The following is a 16,208-nucleotide window of genomic DNA, read 5'->3' as shown; positions in this document are numbered from 1 at the left end:
CCGGCCGGGCCGGGGCGCGCGGCCCCGGCCGTCAGTTCCCCGCGAGGCATGCCCGGGCCCGTTCGAGGTGGGCGCGTTCCGGCGCGCTCGCGGTCAGCGTGATGGCCGCGTCGTACGCCCGCAGCGCCTCGGCGTCGCGACCGAGCCGGCGCAGCAGCTCGGCCCGTACGGCGTGGTAGGCGTGGTAGCCCGCCAGGTCGAGCTCCTCCACGAGTACCAGTGCGGGCTCGGGCCCCTCGGTCTCGGCCACGGCGACGGCGCGGTTGAGGGCGACGACCGGGGTGGGGGCGAGTCGCGTGAGCTGGTCGTAGAGCTGGAGGATCTGTCCCCAGTCGGTGGCGGCGGCGGTCGGGGCGTCGCTGTGGACGGCGTTGATCGCGGCCTGGATCTGGTAGGGCCCCGGCCGGTCGCGGCGCAGACAGCGGCGTACGAGAGCCTGGCCCTCGGTGATCAGGTCCCGGTCCCAGCGGGCGCGGTCCTGTTCGGCCAGGAGGACCAGGTCACCCGCGGCCGTCGCGCGGGCCGGGCGGCGGGCCTCGACGAGCAGCATCAGCGCGAGCAGGCCGAGCGCCTCGGGCTCGTCGGGCATGAGCTCGACGAGGAGACGTCCGAGGCGCAGGGCCTCGGCACAGAGGTCCTCGCGGCCCCCGTACCCCTCGTTGAACACGAGGTAGACGACGGCCAGGACACCCCTGACGCGGTCCGGCAGATCCGCGTCGCGCGGCACGCGGTAGGGGATGCCCGCGTCGCGGATCTTGGCCTTGGCGCGGACGATCCGCTGGGCCATGGTGGGTTCGGGGACGAGGAAGGCCCGCGCGATCTGCGCGGTGCTCAGGCCGCCGAGGAGCCGTAGCGTCAGGGCGACCTGGGCCTGGGGCGCGAGCGCGGGGTGGCAGCAGGTGAAGATCAGACGGAGCCGTTCGTCGCGCACGGGGCCCTCCTCCACGGGGTCGTCCGGGGCGTGCAGCCGGGCCGCCTCCGCGTGCCGGGCCGCGCGGGTGGACTCGCGGCGCAGCCGGTCGACGGCGCGGTTGCGGGCGGTCGTGATGATCCAGCCGGCCGGGCTCGGCGGGATCCCGGTTCCCGGCCACTTCGCCACGGCCGTGGTGAACGCGTCCTGGACCGCTTCCTCGGCGAGGTCGATGTCGCCCAGGAAGCGGATCAGGACGGCGACGGCCCGGCCGTACTCGGCGCGGAAGACGGCCTCGATGTCACCGGCTCCGACAGTCATCGGTCCTCGGACTCGTGGGTGAACGGCCGCACCTCGATCGGAAGCGTCGTCGCCAGGGTGGCCTTGCGCCCCCACGTCAGCGCCGCGTCGAGATCGGGCGCCTTGATCAGACAGATCCCGCCCAGATACTCCTTGCTCTCCGTGTACGGTCCGTCGGTGACCAGGACGTCACCGTCCCTGGCCCGCAGCACGGTGGCCGTCTCCGGCCCGTGCAGTCCGCCGGCGAACACCCAGGCGCCGGCCTCGCGCAGCTCGGTGTTGAACACGTCCAGATTGTGCATGATCTCTTCCAGGACCTCGGGCGCGGGCGGCTCGCCCTGCGGCTGCATCACGCTCAGCAGGTAGTACTTCATGATGTTCCTCCTCGGTGGTCCCACTCGGCGTCTTTGTGACTACACGAACGAAGGGGCGCCGGATCGACACACGCCACGACGACAGCGGGAGATTCCTTCGATGACCGTCCCACCGCACCCGCTCGTCGCCGCGGCCCGGGAACTGGCGGCCGGGGTCCTGGCGCCCCGGGCCGAGGAGGTGGACCGGCACGGCATGCCCGCGAGCAGCGTCGAGGCCGTCAAGCGCTCGGGGCTGCTCGGGGTCGCCGCGCCGGTCGAGGCGGGCGGGTCGGCGGCGCCCGCCGCGGTGGTCCGCGAGACCGCGGAGATCCTGGCCGGGGCGTGCTGCTCGACCTGGTTCGTGCAGACCCAGCACCACACGCCGGTGGCGACCCTGGCGAAGAGCGGCCTTCCGGTACGCGAACGGCTGCTGGGTCCGCTCGCGCGCGGGGAACTGCTGTCCGGTGTCGCGTACGCCCAGTTGCGCGCCCACCCGCGCGTCCCGGTACGGGTCACGCGCGAGCGCGGCGGGTGGCTCTTCGACGGGACGGTGCCCTGGTACACCGGCTGGGGGCTGAACGACGTCATGCTGCTGGCCGGGGTGACGCGGGACGACGAGGCGCTGTTCGCGTTCACCGAGGCGCGCGAGCAGCCGGGGCTGCGCCCGTCCCCGCCGATGCGGCTCGCCGCGCTCACCGCGTCCCGGACCGTCTCGCTGGAGCTGGACGGGCTGTGGCTGCCCGACGAGGCGGTGGCTCTGCGCACCCCCTACGAGTCCTGGGCGGTCACGGACCGCCCCAAGAACACCAATGCCTCGCCGGCCGTGTTCGGGGTCACGGCGACGGCGATCGGCCTGCTGGAGGCCGATCCCTCGGCGGGGGAGACGGCGGACATCCTGCGGGCGCGTCTCGACGAGGTCAGACGACGGGCGTACGAACTCGCCGACCACCCGGTGCCGACCGAGCGGATCGAGGAGCGGCTGGAGTGCAAGACCCGGGCGTACGACGTGATGCGGGCGGCCACCACGGCGGCGGTCGTGGCCGGCGGCGGGCGGGCGATGGACCTGAGCAGCCCGGCCCAGCGGCTCGCGCGCGAGGGGATGTTCCTGCTGGTGCAGGGGCAGACGGCCCAGGTGCGCACGGCGCACCTGGGGTCGCTGGGTTCCCTCGGCGGGCCCGGTGCGCTCAGCCGGTGAAGGGCACCTGGGCGACCGGAGCCGGCGGGGCCGCGAACGGGTGCCGCCACTGGCCCCGCGCGGCGAGGCGGGGCAGGACGCCCTCGCCGAACCAGTAGGCCTCCTCCAGGTGCGGGTAGCCGGAGAGCACGAACTCGTCGATGCCGAGGGCGTGGTACTCCCCGATCCGGTCGGCGACCTCCTCGTGGCTGCCGACCAGCGCGGTGCCCGCTCCGCCGCGCACCAGGCCGATGCCGGCCCACAGATTGGGGTGGATCTCCAGTCCGTCCCGGCCGCCGCCGTGCAGCGCGAGCATCCGCCGCTGCCCCTGCGACTCGCTGCGGGCGAGCCCCTCCTGCACGGACCGTACGGTCGCCGGGTCGAAGCCGTCGAGGAGCCGGTGCGCCTCGGCCCAGGCCTGCTCGGAGCTGTCGCGGGTGATGACATGGAGCCGGATGCCGAACCGGAGGGTCCGCCCCTCCTTCGCCGCCAGCCCGCGGATCCAGGCGATCTTCTCGGCGACCTGGGCGGGTGGTTCGCCCCAGGTGAGGTAGACGTCCGCGTGGCGGGCGGCGACCTCGCCGGCGATCGGCGAGGAGCCACCGAAGTAGACCTCGGGGACCGGGTCGGGGACCCGGGCGAGCCGGGCGTCCTCGACCCGCAGGTGCTCACCGGACAGGTCGACGGTCTTGCCCTCCCACAGGTCCCGGACGATCTGCAGGAATTCGCCGGTACGGCGGTAGCGGGCGTCCTTGTCGAGGAAGTCGCCGTAGGCGCGCTGCTCGTGGCTCTCGCCGCCGGTCACCACGTTGAGGAGCAGCCGTCCGCCGGTCCGGCGCTGGAAGGTGGAGGCCATCTGCGCGGCGAGGGTGGGCGACACGAAGCCGGGCCGGAAGGCGACGAGGAACTTCAGGCGCTCCGTGTGCTGGCTGACCATCGCGGTCGTCAGCCACGCGTCCTCGCACCAGGCGCCCGTCGGGGTGAGGGTTCCGGCGAAACCCAGGTCCTCCGCGGCACGGGCGATCTGGCTCAGATAGGCGACCGTGGGCGGCCGGTCCCGTCCGGACACGGTGGCGGGTGTGCCGTGACCACCGCCGACGACATCACGGCTGTCGCCGTTGGTGGGCAGGAACCAGTGGAAGGTGAGGGACACGGCGGCGTTCTCCGATCGTGGGGACCTGCTGGACGAGGGGGCCGTCGGACGTCGGCGTCAGCCCGTGGCGGCGAGCAGGGGTGTCCGGCCCAGCACGGCGGAGAACTGGTCCACCACCTGGGCCAGGGCCTCGGCGCTGCCCGGCGCCACGGTGACGCTCCCGTCCTGGCCCGTGATGATGTCCTTGTCGAGGGTGAACCAGCCCTGGACGATATGGGCCGCCCCCATGGAGTTGAGGACCGGCCGCAGTGCGTAGTCCAGGGCGAGCACATGAGCGGTACTGCCTCCCGTGACCAGCGGCAGCACGGTCTTCCCGGTCAGGGCGTACTGCGGGAGCAGATCGAGCAGCGCCTTCAGGACGCCGGAGTAGGCGGCCTTGTAGACAGGGGTGCCGATGACCACTCCGTCGGCACGGGCGAACAGTTCGGCCGCCTCCACTATGGCGGGGTGCTGGAAGTCCGCGCCGAGCAACGCCTCGGCGGGGATCGTACGGACGTCGAGGGGGATCACCTCGTGCCCCTGCCGGGCGAGCCGGGCGTCGAGGTGGCGCAGGAGCTTGGCGGTGCGGGAGGAGACCGAGGGGCTGCCGGAGACGGACAGAACGGTGGCCATGAGTCCTCTTTCGTGAACGGGTTCCGGTGAACGGGTTCCGGGTCGGTACCGCGAGCGGACTCGCGGGTGAGTTCCGTGACCCGGGTGCCGGGTCACGGGCCGCCGGGGTGACCGGAAGGCGTGACCGGGACGTGGTGGGCGGGATACCGGGGTGGGCGGACGGACGTGACCGGCGTTCCTGGAGGACGGGTTGCCGGGCGGGCGGAGAGCGAACGGAGACGGATCAGGCTCGCACTCCACGCGCGCGGCACGCTGGAGAGGCACCTGAGTCCCGGCGGACTCCCGCTCTCCGTACGGCGGTTGAACCTCAGCGCACCGTACGGGCCGCGGCGCGGCACGCTGGGCCGGCGGCTGTCCGGAACGCGTCGGGGTTCGGCAACTCGGCCGGACGCGGCCCGAGTCGGGGTGCCGGAGGATCGCGGAGAGGCGAGGGAACACGCTGATCACGGTGAGGAGAGGTCACCGTGGGCGGAGGGCCCGCGCAGGAGATCCGGGGTCGGGACCGTCAGGCCGCGCGGCGACAGAAGGAACTGCAGACACGCGCGAGGTCGACGTGGCGTCGCCGCGTGAGGTCCAGTCGCATCTTCATGACGGCGATCGTCGCAGCTCCGCGCACGGGCAGTCAAGGAACGGCGGTTCGATCTCGCATCCCGGACCGGGACATGTCCCGGGGAAACCCGGGCAATCGCATTCCACGGGACTCGTCGCCGCGGGTCCGACGTCGCAGCTGGAGGTGTCTGCCGCCATGGGCACAAAGGTGCTGGAACGTTTTCCCGCCGGGGCTCCGCGTGGATCCTGGACCGCGGAGGAGTACGCGGCCCGGCGCCGCACCGAGGGGTTGCAGGCGACGGTCGTGATGGACCTGAACTCGGACGCCTTCCTCGTGGTCGTCCCGGCCGGCGACGAGGACTGAGCCGGCCCGCGAGCCCCGGTCGCGGCGCGGAACGCCCGTACAGCGGCGTCGGCGTCGGCGAGCGGCGTCGGCGGATCACAGCGGACGGTCCGCCCGCACGCATCTCACGAGCGGACCGTCGTGCGTCCTGCCGGGGCCCCGCCCTGTCGGACCGGGCCCGCTCCGACAGGACTCTCACACCTCGACGCGCTCGTCCCCTCGGGCCCCGGACGCGGACGACGGCTCGGGACCTGCTCCGGGTTCGCGGCTGAGCGTCCCCGGCCACCACGCCCGGCGGCCGATGTCGCGGACCAGGGCCGGCACCAGCAGGGAGCGGACGACCAGGGTGTCGAGCAGGACGCCGAAGGCGACGATGAAGGCGATCTGCACCAGGAACGCCAGCGGGATCACCCCGAGTGCGGCGAAGGTCGCGGCCAGCACCACGCCCGCCGAGGTGATCACCCCGCCGGTGGCGACGAGTCCGCGCCGCACGCCCTCGCGTACCCCGTGACGCAGCGACTCCTCCCGGACCCGGGACATCAGGAAGATGTTGTAGTCGACGCCGAGGGCCACCAGGAACACGAAGCCGTACAGCGGCACGGACGCGTCGGTGCCCGTGAAGCCGAACCCGTGCCGGAACACGAGCGACGAGATGCCCAGCGTGGCGAGGAAGTTGAGCGCCACCGTGGCCACCAGGAGCACCGGCATGAGCAGCGAGCGGAGCAGGCCGGCCAGGATGACCAGGATGATGGTGAGGACCACCGGCACGATGAGCGTGCGGTCGCGTTCGGCGGTCTGCCGGGTGTCGTACTGCTGGGCCGCGTAGCCCCCGACGAGCGCGTCGGCGCCCGGTACGGCGTGCACCGCCGTGCGCAGCCGGGCGACGGTCGCCTTGGCCGCGTCGCTGTCCGCGGCGGACCCGAGCGTGACGTCGACACGGACCCGGCCGTCGACGATCCGGGGCGCTCCCCCGCCGGGCCGCCCGGACGCCGTCACCGCGGCGGCCGACGCGACACCGTCCGTGGCGCGCGCCGCGGACGTGACCCGCGCGACGCGGTCGGCGTTCGCGATGATCACGGCGGGGTTGCCGGAGCCGCCGGGGAAGTGCCGTCCGAGGGTCTCCTGCGCGGCGACCGACGGTGCGTCGTTGACGAAGATCTCGGCGAGCGGGATGCCTTTCGCGGTCAGGGTGGGCGCGAAGGCCGCGCAGGCGATCAGGCCGGCCAGGGCCATCGCCCAGACCTTGCGCGGCGCGCGGTCGACCAGCGCCGCGACCCGGTTCCAGATGCCGCTGCCGGTGCTCGCCCCGCCCGCCGGGCGGGGCCTGGCCGGCCAGTAGGCGGCGCGGCCGAGGAGCGCCAGGACGGCGGGCAGGAAGGTGAGCGAGCTCAGAGCGGCGCAGGCCACGCCGATGGCCCCCACGGGACCGAGCGAGCGGTTGTTCGTCAGATCGCTGAGCAGCAGCGCCAGCAGTCCGAGGGCGACGGTTCCCGCGCTCGCGACGATCGCGCCCCAGGACTGCCGCAGTGCCGCCCGGACCGCCGTGAACCGGTCGGCGCTCAGGGCGAGTTCCTCACGGAAACGCGCACTCAGCAAGAGGGCGTAGTCGGTGGCGGCACCGATCACGAGAATCGAGAGGATGCCCTGTACCTGGCCGTCGACGCGGACGACACCGTGGTCGGCGAGGACGTAGACGACGGCGCAGGCCAGCCCCAGCGCGAACACCGATCCGAGGATGATGAGGAAGGGGAGCAGCACACTGCGGTAGACGAGCAGCAGGATCACGAGGACGGTCGCCAGCGCCACTCCGAGGAGCAGTCCGTCGATACCGGCGAAAGCGTCGCCGAGGTCGGCCTGGCTGGCGGCGGGTCCGGCGATCCACGTGGTCGTCCCGGGGACGGCTCCGGCGGCGGTACGAACGCGATCGACGGCGTCGGGAAGCCCCTTGCCCAGATCGGGCCTGAGCTGGACGACGCCCTCCAGTGCCTTGCCGTCCCGTGACGGCAGGGCGGGTGACGGCCGGCCGACCACGCCGGGGGTGCCGGCGAGGGAGGCGAGCGCGCGGGTCGCGGCGGACTGCCGGGCCCCGGCCGCGGAGGCGTCACCGTCCACGGTCCACACGACGATCGCGGGCAGCGTCCCGGCTTGCTGGAAGGCACGCTGCTGGGCCACCACCTTCGTGGACTCGGCGCTGCGCGGCAGGAAGGCGGCCTGGTCGTTGGTGGAGACCTCGCCGAGCCGGCCGGCGTAGGGGCCGAGGGTGCCTCCGATGCCGAGCCAGGCGACAAGCAGGACGACGGGGATCAGCCACAGGGCTCGTCGCGGGGTGAGGGACATCGTTCTCCAGGCTTCGCGGACAGGTGGCTCGATGAGTGGCAAGTATCTCGATGAATGACAATCTCAATCATTGAGATATCTCGCGGCCAGATCGTAGACCATGCCCGCACTTCCGGCCCCGGCGGCCGTCCGGATGCACCGGGCGGGCGGTCAGCGTCCGGGAGACCGCACGACCGAGAGCTGTTCGTTCATCGTGGCCAGGAAGCGCAGGACGACGGACAGTTCGTCCTCGCTGAATCCGGACCGCACGCTCGCCGTGACCTCGGCGAGCGGCCGGAAGTGGGCGCGCGCGGCCGACCTGGCGTCGGGGACGTAGTGGAGGTGGACCACCCTGCGGTCGGGGCTCTCCCGGACGCGCCGGACGTGGCCCGCGCGTTCGAGCCGGTCCAGACACGCGGTGACCGCGCCCGAGGTGAGTCCGAGGTGCTCGCGCAGCCGGCCCGGGGTGAGCGGCTCGGACGCGTCGAGGATCGCCGCGAGCGCCTGAACGTCCGTGGCGTGCAGACCGTGTTCCCCGGCGAAGGCGTGGACCAGCCGGTTGATCTCGCCGTTCAGGCGGCGCAGCTCGACCGCGAAGGAGTGAAGATCCGTCGCCACGGCCCGCTCCCGCTCCCGGCCCGCATCGGGCTCCGGATCATCCGTCCGGTCGTCACGGTCGTCTCGTCTGGCCACGTGATCAGCCTATAGAAGTCCCGCCCCTCCCCCGTTCGGACGTCCGGCACCCGGAGGCAGCCCCGTCCGGCGCATCCGCGGGCGGTGCCGGGGTGGAAGGGATCAGGGAAGGAGGCGGTCCCCGAGGGGGCCCGGGCGGCGACCGACGGAGGACCCATGAGCGACGACGAGACCGGCACCGGCCCGAGGTGTCTGGTGACCGGTGCCACCGGCTACATCGGCGGACGGCTGGTCCCCGAACTGCTGGCCGAGGGGTACCGGGTGCGCTGTCTGGCCCGCTCGCCCGCCAAGCTGCGCGACTATCCCTGGGCGGGCGAGGCGGAGGTGGTGCGCGGCGATGTGACGGACGCCGGCTCGGTCGCCGAGGCGCTGCGCGGATGCGAGGTCGCCTACTACCTCGTGCACGCCCTCGGCACAGGCCACGACTTCGAGGAGACGGACCGCAGGGCGGCCCGGATCTTCGGCGAGCAGGCCCGTGCGGCGGGTGTGCGGCGCATCGTCTACCTCGGCGGCCTCACCCCCGTGGGCGTACCGGCCGGGGAACTGTCACCGCACCTGAGGTCGCGGGCCGAGGTGGGACGCATCCTGCTGGAGTCGGGCGTACCGACCACCGTGCTGCGCGCCGCGGTGATCATCGGCTCCGGTTCGGCCTCCTTCGAAATGCTGCGTTACCTCACCGAGCGGCTGCCGGTGATGGTGACGCCGAGCTGGGTGCACACCCGGATCCAGCCCATGGGCGTGCGCGATGTGCTGCGCACCCTGGTCGGCAGCGCCGGGATGCCCCCGGAGGTGAACCGCGCCTTCGACATCGGCGGCCCCGACGTCCTCACGTACCTGGAGATGATGCGCCGGTACGCGGCCGTCGCCGGGCTGCCGCGCAGGCTCATCTTCCCGGTGCCGGTCCTCACGCCCCGGCTGTCCAGTCACTGGGTCGGCCTGGTCACCCCGGTGCCCGCGTCGATCGCGCGCCCGCTCACCGAGTCGCTGCGCCATGAGGTCGTGTGCCGCGAGCACGACATCGTCCGGTACGTTCCCGATCCCCCGGGACGGCCGATCGGCTTCGACGCGGCGGTGACCCTGGCCCTCCAGCGGGTGCGCGACGCCCAGGTGACCACCCGCTGGTCCTCGGCGTCGTATCCCGGCACGGCCAGCGACCCGTTGCCCACCGACCCCGACTGGGCGGGCGGCAGCCTCTACACGGACAAGCGCGAACTGACGGTGGACGCGTCGCCCGGGAATCTGTGGCGGGTGATCGAGGGCATCGGCGGCGACAACGGCTGGTACTCCTTCCCGCTGGCCTGGGCCGTGCGCGGCTGGATGGACCGGCTGGTGGGCGGAGTGGGGCTGCGACGCGGACGCCGGGACGCCAACCGGCTGCGGGTGGGCGACTCCCTCGACTTCTGGCGGGTGGAGGAGATCGAGCCGGGGCATCTGCTGCGGCTGCGGGCCGAGATGAGGCTGCCGGGGCTCGCGTGGCTGGAGATGTCGGCCGACGTGACCGCCGAGGGGCGCACGCGCTACCGGCAGCGCGCCCTGTTCCATCCGCACGGGCTGCTCGGGCACCTGTACTGGTGGAGCGTCTCGCCGTTCCACACCGTGGTGTTCGGCGGCATGGCCCGCAACATCGCGCTGGCCGCCGAGAGCGCCCCCGCCGACGCGACGGCCCCCGCGCCCGCCCGCTGACCTCGCCCGCCGGCCCCGCCCGACCCCCTACCCGCGACGGGCCGGTCCGGGCTCGCCCCGGCGGCAGGGGGCCGCGCGCACAGCCGCGCGCGCCGGACCGCATCACGTCCGCGCGAGCCGACCGAACCCGCTCCGTGTCCGTACCCACGCGAGCCGACCGAACCGCCTCCGTGCCCGTGCCCGCCTCCGTGCCCGTGTCCGTGCCCGTGTCCGTGCCCGTGTCCGTGCCCGTGTCCGTATCCGTGTCCGTATCCGTGTCCGCGCGAGCTGCCCCCAGCGCATCCGCAGGTCCTGCCCGAGCCGAAGCAGACCGACGCCGAACCCCTCTCAGCACCGCCCCGGAGCCACCCCATGACCGTCTCGATCGTCCTGTTCACCTCCGACCTGCGCCTGCACGACCACCCTCCGCTGCGGGCCGCCCTCGACGGCGCGGACGCGGTGGTGCCCCTCTTCGTCCGCGACGAGGCCGTCGCCGACGCCGGGTTCACCGCCCCCAACCGGATGGCGTTCCTCGCCGACTGTCTGACGGATCTGGACGCCGGGCTCCGCGACCGGGGCGGTCGTCTGGTGGTGCGCTCCGGCGACGTGGCGGCCGAGGTCGCCGAGGCGGCCGCCGAGACCGACGCCGACGAGGTGCACATCGCGGCGGGAGTCAGCGCCTACGCGCACCGCAGGGAGGAACGCCTGCGCGCCGCGCTGGAGACGCGAGGGTGCCGCCTGTACGTCCACGAGGCCGTGATCACCGCACTCGCTCCCGGCGCGGTGACCCCGGTGGCCTCCGACCACTTCGCCGTCTTCACGCCGTACCACCGCCAGTGGGCGCGGCAGCCGCTGCGGGACCCGGTCGCGGCCCCCCGGGTCGTCCGGGTGCCGGACGGCGTCGGTTCGGAGGCCATCCCCTCGCGCTCGGACGTGTCCGCGGTGTCCCAGGGGCTGGCCCGGGGCGGCGAGACGGAGGCGAGGAAACGGCTGACGGCCTGGCTGCGCAACGGGATCGGGGCGTACGAGGACCGCCATGACGACCTGCCGGGCGACGCCACCTCCAGGCTCTCCCCGCATCTGCACTTCGGCACGCTGTCGGCGGTCGAACTGGTCCACCGGGCGCGCGGCGCGGGCGGCCCGGGCGCCGAGGCGTTCGTACGGCAGCTGGCCTGGCGGGACTTCCATCACCAGGTGCTGGCGGCCCGGCCGGACGCGTCCGCCGCCGACTACCGCCCCCGGCACGACCGTTGGCGCTCGGGGGCCGAGGCACAGGACGACATCGAGGCCTGGCGGGAGGGGCGGACCGGCTATCCGGTGGTGGACGCCGCGATGCGGCAACTGCGCCACGAGGGCTGGATGCACAATCGGGGGCGCCTGCTCACCGCGAGCTTCCTGGCCAAGACGTTGTACGTGGACTGGCGGGTCGGGGCCCGGCACTTCCTGGACCTGCTGGTCGACGGTGATGTCGCCAACAACCAGCTCAACTGGCAGTGGATGGCGGGAACGGGCACGGACAGCCGGCCCAACCGGGTCCTGAACCCACTGACGCAGGCGAGGCGTTACGACCCGGACGGGGCATATGTCCGGCGCTGGGTGCCCGAGTTGGCCGGAATCGCGGGGCGGGCGGTGCACGAGCCGTGGAAGCTCCCGGGCCTGGACCGGGCGGCCGTCGACTACCCGGACCCGGTCGTCGACCTGTCCGAAGGGCTGGCCCGGTTCAAGAAGGCCCGGGGCCTGGACTGACGACGGCACCGTGGCCGCGTGCAAGAACGATCCGAATCGAATATAAACTGCCGAGGATTTTACCTGTTGTAGAGATTCCTCAGCGGTGCGCCGCCGTACATGTGGTCGTCCGAACCACTCGTACCGGATCCGTGCGCACCGGATCCACAGCGCGGCCACCCCGGAGCCAGCGGCTCCGGAACCGCCGTACCCGCCCCCAGGAGGCTGCTCAATGCGCATTACACGGAACGTGGGAACCCTCTTCGTGACCGGCGCGTTGACGCTGACCCTGGCCGCGCTCGCCTATCCGGCCATGCTGGGGATCCAGACCACGTCCGCCGCCCCGGTCCGCGTCATCGCCAATCCGTCCTCGGGGCCGCTGACCGAGGCCGACCGCGACTTCGTTGTCAAGGTGCGCGCGGCGGGTCTGTGGGAGTACCCGGTCGGGCAGCTGGCCCTTCAGAAGGGGACCACACCGGAGGTCCGCACGGCGGGGCAGCACCTGATCTCGGGGCACGCCGGGCTCGACGCCACGAGCCGCAAGGTCGCCAAGGAACTCGGCATCACGCTGCCCAACAAGCCCTCCCCGCAGCAGCAGGGCTTCGTCGCGACGCTGAGCGCGGACTCCGGCGCGAAGTTCAACACCGACTTCGCCAACATCCTGCGCATCACCCACGGACAGATCTTCTCGACCGTGGCGAAGATCCGCGCCACGACCGAGAACACGCTCGTACGGCAGCTCGCCGACCAGGCCAACGACACCGTGCTGGACCACATCACCGTGATGGAGAAGACCGGACTGGTCAACTTCGACCAGGTGATCATCCAGGAGACCACCATCCCGAAGGTGCCCGCGGTCAATCTGACGCCTCCCGCGCCGCAGCCCGGCGAGCCGGAGGTCGTCCTGACGCCGCCGGCGGGCGGGGCGGCGCTGCCCTCGGGCGGGGCGTCACTGCCCGCGGGAGGAGCCTCGCTGCCCTCGCCGACGCCGACCGTGGGCTGAACCGCGCGGGTCGGGTGAACGACGGCGGCCCGTGCGGGAGTTCGCGTCGGCTCCCGCACGTGACCGCACGTGCGGGAGCTGAGGACGGCCGCACGTGCGGGAGCCCGGGGCGGCCGTGTGCGCGGGTGCCGAGGACGGTGTCCGCGGCACGCGCGGGGCGGAGGGCCCCGGGCCGCGGTCGCGGACCCTGCTCCCCGGTGGTGGGGTGCGCGGGCTGTGGCTGGGCCTTCGGGCTCAACCCTCGGCCAGGCTCACCAGCGCGGTGAGGGCCTCCCTCAGTCCCGAAGGCCGGAGCATCCCCTGTTCCTGGCGTCCGGCCCAGCCGGGACCGCCGAGCAGGACGGCGGGATGACTGCGCGCGCCCTTGACTCCCCAGGCGGTGGCCGCGATGTGCCGGGCCAGCGGGCGGTCGGCGGTGGAACGGGTCTGCGACCACAGGACGACGGCGACCGGTCCCAGCCGGCGCACCGCCGCGGTCAGCGCCTCCGGAGGCACGGCGGCTCCGAACATCCGCGCGGGCAGGCCCTGTTCGACGAGCCCCGCGTGCAACGCCTCCAGCGGCAGGCAGTGTTGTTCGCCCGGGACACAGGCCAGCACGATCGGTCCGCCGCCGGCCGCCGGCGACCGGGGCCCCACCGGTCCCGAAGCGCGGTGCAGCACCCGGGAGATCTGCCACGACAGCAGGTGCTCCACCTCCACGTAGCGGTCCCCGGCGGACTCCCATTTGCGGCCCACCGCGTGCAGCGTCGGCACCATCACCTCCTCCCAGCCGACGACCACGCCGTGCCGCTCGACGAGCGAGGTCAACTGGTCGTCCACGGACGGCGCGTCGAGGCGTACGGCGGCGCGCGCGAGCCCCTTGCACTCCTGCCGGGGGTCTCCGAAGGCCTCCGCTCCGGCCGAAGCCGCCGGGTGTTCTCCACCGTCGGCCGCGCTCCCGCCCTCGGGCGCCAAGGGGTCGGGCCGGCCCTTCGCCGCCCTGGCCGCCTCGGCGGGCGGCACTCCGGCCGAGGTCAGCCGGCACATCTCCTCGAGCATCGCCACGTCCTGGGGCGTCCAGCGGCGGTGCCGCCCTCCGGAACGGACCGCGGGGCCCATTCCGTACCTGCGGTCCCAGGATCGCAGCGTGGTGGGTGACACTCCCAGGCGGCGGGCCAGCGCACCGGTGGTGACACCGGCCTCGGCGGATCCCGTGCCCGGCTCCCGCCCCTGATCCGACCGGCCATCACCCATACGGCGACTATACGACGCAGAAACGATGCGAGTTGTCGCCTCTGTCCCCTGGTTCACACAATCGGTTTCACGGGCCCCACACAAGGTGTTCCCGGAGCAAGGAGCCGTGGCCATGAACGCAGATCCGACCGCCGAGCAGCCGACCGCCGAGCCCGCGGACGCGATCACGGACGCGGACCTGGCCCGGGGCATCGTCGACGGGGACGAGGCCTCCCTGGCCACCGCGTACCGCCGCTGGGCTCCCCTCGTCCACGCCCTGGCCCGGCGTTCGCTGGGCGACGCGCGCGAGGCGGAGGACGTCACCCAGCAGGTGTTCCTCGCCGTATGGCGGGGAGCCCGCGGTTACCGGCCCGAACGCGGCCCGGTGGCCGCGTGGCTCGTCGGCATCACCCGGCGCAAGATCGCCGACGCCCTGTCCGCGCGGACCAGGCGCACCGAGCTGGTCGGTGCGGCAGGCGCTCTTCTGGTCCTCGCCGACGACACCCGGGCCCGGCCCGAGGCCACGCTCGACCGTGTCGTCGTCCGGCGCGAGCTGGCCAAGCTCCCGACCCCGCAGCGCCGGGTCCTGCACCTCGCGTTCTACGAGGACCTCACGCAGACCCAGATCGCCCGGCGCACCGGCTGGCCGCTGGGCACCGTCAAGAGCCACTCCCGACGCGGGATGCACCAGCTCCGCGACTGTCTGCGCCCACTGGCCGAGGTCTGAGCACGGACGGTCCGCCCTCACTTTCCGGCCCGCGGGCCAATCCGCCGTCCCACCGGCTTCGGATCACATCCGAACCGTCGTCAGCGTCTCGGAGGACCACACTGTGAAGGAAGCCGTGGAGATCGGGCTGAACCCGTCCGCGGGGCCGGACCTGCCGGATCTCATGGCCCGGGTCGCCCGCGGCGACCAGGACGCGTTCGCCTCGCTCTACGACGTGGTGGCGGGCCCGGTCCTCGGCATCGTGAGCAAGGTCCTGCGCGACCGGGCGCAGTCGGAGGAGGTCGCGCAGGAGGTGCTCGTCGAGGTGTGGCGGACCGCCGCCCGCTACCGCCCCGAGCGGGGGTCGGTGATGAACTGGGTCCTGACCCTCACCCATCAGCGGGCCGTGGACCGGGTGCGCTCGGTCGAGGCCTCGGCCGCGCGGGAGCAGAAGGCCGCGCTCCTCGACCGGACGCCCGCGTTCGACGAGGTGACCGAACAGGTCGAGGCGCGCCTGGAACGTGAGCAGGTACGGCGCTGTCTGCGCACGCTGACGGAGCTCCAGCGCGAGTCGGTGACCCTGGCCTACTACCGCGGGCTGACCTACCGGGAGGTGGCGGAGCTGCTCGCGGCTCCCCTCGGCACGGTCAAGACCCGGCTGCGCGACGGTCTGATCCGGCTGCGTGACTGCCTGGGGGTGACGGCGTGACCACGGCTGACCTGCACACCCTGACTGGCGCGTACGCGCTGCACGCGCTCGCCGACGACGAACGCGACCGCTTCGAGCGGCACGCCGCCGACTGCGCCGAGTGCGCGCGGGAGGTCCGTGAGCTGAGTGCCACCGCGGCGCGGCTGGGCCTGGCCGTCACGGCTTCGCCGGGCCCGGCCCTCAAGGACCAGGTGATGCGGCGGATCACCACGGTCCGCCAGGAGTCGCCACGCGCCCTTCCCCGCCCGGCTCCCCGAACCCTCGGCATGCGCGGGCGCCGGGCCGGACGATGGGCGCTGGCCGCGGCGCTGGCCGCGGCGGCCTCGCTGGGCGGTACGGCGGTGTGGCAGCACGAGCGCGCCCAGGACGCCCAGGCGCAGGCGCGGCAGGCCGAACGGCGTGCTGACCAGGTGGCCGCCGTCCTCGCCGCCCCCGACGCCACGTCACGGACGGCGAAGCTGGCGGACGGGGCGAGCGGCACGGTCGTCGTGTCCAGAAGCCGGGACCAGGCGGTGTTCGTCGCCTCGAAGATGGCGAAGCCGCCGGGCGGCAAGGTCTACCAGCTGTGGTTCGACGACGCGGGCACCATGCGGTCCGCCGGGCTGATGGACCCGGGCCGCACGACCGAGGCCGTCCTCCTGGAGGGTTCCGTCGACGGTGCGTCCGGCATGGGGATCACCGTGGAGCCCGCCGGTGGTTCCCCGAGACCGACGTCCGCGCCCGTGGCCCTGCTGGGCCTCCCCGTCTGAGTGTTCGTCCCCTCCGTTGGGGGGAGGGGACGAACACTC

The 16,208-nt window shown here is 73.5% G+C and carries 15 protein-coding genes; 8 read left to right on the top strand and 7 right to left on the bottom strand.

All coding sequences use genetic code 11. The features are described 5' to 3' along the window. Window positions 1-31: 31 nt before the first annotated feature. Together ACF07B_RS29230 and ACF07B_RS29225 are read right to left on the bottom strand one after the other, a co-directional pair. A complete protein-coding gene (locus ACF07B_RS29230) occupies window positions 32-1,231 on the bottom strand; it encodes an RNA polymerase sigma factor (RefSeq protein WP_392181155.1) in 1,200 nt (399 codons plus the stop codon). Then, window positions 1,228-1,584, bottom strand: coding sequence for a YciI family protein (locus ACF07B_RS29225; protein ID WP_369482272.1), 357 nt, complete (start codon window positions 1,582-1,584; stop codon window positions 1,228-1,230). The genes ACF07B_RS29230 and ACF07B_RS29225 overlap by 4 nt, the downstream gene beginning before the upstream one ends. A gap of 100 nt (window positions 1,585-1,684) precedes the next feature. On the opposite strand from ACF07B_RS29225, the gene ACF07B_RS29220 reads away from it, so the two are divergent. Then, window positions 1,685-2,758: an acyl-CoA dehydrogenase family protein gene (locus tag ACF07B_RS29220; RefSeq protein WP_392181154.1), complete on the top strand. Its 1,074-nt coding sequence runs from the start codon at window positions 1,685-1,687 to the stop codon at window positions 2,756-2,758. Here the strand turns inward: ACF07B_RS29220 and ACF07B_RS29215 are convergent. After that, complete coding sequence (locus tag ACF07B_RS29215) at window positions 2,748-3,890, bottom strand: LLM class flavin-dependent oxidoreductase (RefSeq protein WP_392181153.1); 1,143 nt, start codon at window positions 3,888-3,890, stop codon at window positions 2,748-2,750. The genes ACF07B_RS29220 and ACF07B_RS29215 overlap by 11 nt on opposite strands. Window positions 3,891-3,947: 57 nt before the next feature. Continuing rightward, complete coding sequence (ssuE, locus tag ACF07B_RS29210; RefSeq protein WP_369482269.1) at window positions 3,948-4,502, bottom strand: NADPH-dependent FMN reductase; 555 nt, start codon at window positions 4,500-4,502, stop codon at window positions 3,948-3,950. 745 nt (window positions 4,503-5,247) lie between these two features. Here ssuE and ACF07B_RS29205 point away from each other — a divergent pair. Next, a complete protein-coding gene (locus tag ACF07B_RS29205; protein WP_326789658.1) occupies window positions 5,248-5,415 on the top strand; it encodes a hypothetical protein in 168 nt (55 codons plus the stop codon). 174 nt (window positions 5,416-5,589) lie between these two features. Here the strand turns inward: ACF07B_RS29205 and ACF07B_RS29200 are convergent, their stop codons facing one another. Further along, window positions 5,590-7,731, bottom strand: a complete 2,142-nt coding sequence (locus tag ACF07B_RS29200) for an MMPL family transporter (RefSeq protein WP_392181152.1) — start codon at window positions 7,729-7,731, stop codon at window positions 5,590-5,592. Window positions 7,732-7,881: 150 nt separating this feature from the next. Beyond that, window positions 7,882-8,403 carry a MarR family winged helix-turn-helix transcriptional regulator gene (locus ACF07B_RS29195; protein ID WP_392181151.1) on the bottom strand — a complete coding sequence of 174 codons (522 nt, stop codon included), beginning with the start codon at window positions 8,401-8,403 and terminating at the stop codon, window positions 7,882-7,884. A gap of 156 nt (window positions 8,404-8,559) precedes the next feature. Between ACF07B_RS29195 and ACF07B_RS29190 the strand changes: the two genes are divergently transcribed. The 3 genes from ACF07B_RS29190 to ACF07B_RS29180 all read left to right on the top strand — a co-directional run bounded on the left by ACF07B_RS29190 (window position 8,560) and on the right by ACF07B_RS29180 (window position 12,793). Then, window positions 8,560-10,086 carry an SDR family oxidoreductase gene (locus ACF07B_RS29190; RefSeq protein ID WP_392181150.1) on the top strand — a complete coding sequence of 509 codons (1,527 nt, stop codon included), beginning with the start codon at window positions 8,560-8,562 and terminating at the stop codon, window positions 10,084-10,086. Between the two features lie 351 nt (window positions 10,087-10,437). Continuing rightward, complete coding sequence (locus ACF07B_RS29185; RefSeq protein WP_392181149.1) at window positions 10,438-11,811, top strand: cryptochrome/photolyase family protein; 1,374 nt, start codon at window positions 10,438-10,440, stop codon at window positions 11,809-11,811. Window positions 11,812-12,022: 211 nt separating this feature from the next. Continuing rightward, on the top strand, window positions 12,023-12,793 hold the full coding sequence (locus tag ACF07B_RS29180; protein ID WP_392181148.1) for a DUF4142 domain-containing protein: 771 nt from the start codon (window positions 12,023-12,025) through the stop codon (window positions 12,791-12,793). Window positions 12,794-13,027: 234 nt separating this feature from the next. Here the strand turns inward: ACF07B_RS29180 and ACF07B_RS29175 are convergent, their stop codons facing one another. Further along, entirely contained in the window at window positions 13,028-14,026 is a 999-nt protein-coding gene (locus ACF07B_RS29175) for a MerR family transcriptional regulator (protein WP_392181147.1), read from the bottom strand. A 112-nt stretch (window positions 14,027-14,138) separates the two neighbouring features. On the opposite strand from ACF07B_RS29175, the gene ACF07B_RS29170 reads away from it, so the two are divergent. The 3 genes from ACF07B_RS29170 (at window position 14,139) to ACF07B_RS29160 (ending at window position 16,169) form a co-directional block, all read left to right on the top strand. Next, window positions 14,139-14,732, top strand: coding sequence for a sigma-70 family RNA polymerase sigma factor (locus ACF07B_RS29170; RefSeq protein WP_392181146.1), 594 nt, complete (start codon window positions 14,139-14,141; stop codon window positions 14,730-14,732). A gap of 103 nt (window positions 14,733-14,835) precedes the next feature. Next, window positions 14,836-15,420: a sigma-70 family RNA polymerase sigma factor gene (locus ACF07B_RS29165; protein WP_362394273.1), complete on the top strand. Its 585-nt coding sequence runs from the start codon at window positions 14,836-14,838 to the stop codon at window positions 15,418-15,420. Next, on the top strand, window positions 15,417-16,169 hold the full coding sequence (locus tag ACF07B_RS29160; RefSeq protein WP_392181145.1) for an anti-sigma factor domain-containing protein: 753 nt from the start codon (window positions 15,417-15,419) through the stop codon (window positions 16,167-16,169). The genes ACF07B_RS29165 and ACF07B_RS29160 overlap by 4 nt, the downstream gene beginning before the upstream one ends. The last annotated feature ends 39 nt before the right edge of the window (window positions 16,170-16,208 follow it).

The organism is Streptomyces sp. NPDC015532 (assembly GCF_043078065.1).
GTDB lineage: Bacteria > Actinomycetota > Actinomycetes > Streptomycetales > Streptomycetaceae > Streptomyces.
Note: the sequence above shows the minus strand (reverse complement) of the source record. Positions and strands in the feature narration are given on the sequence as shown.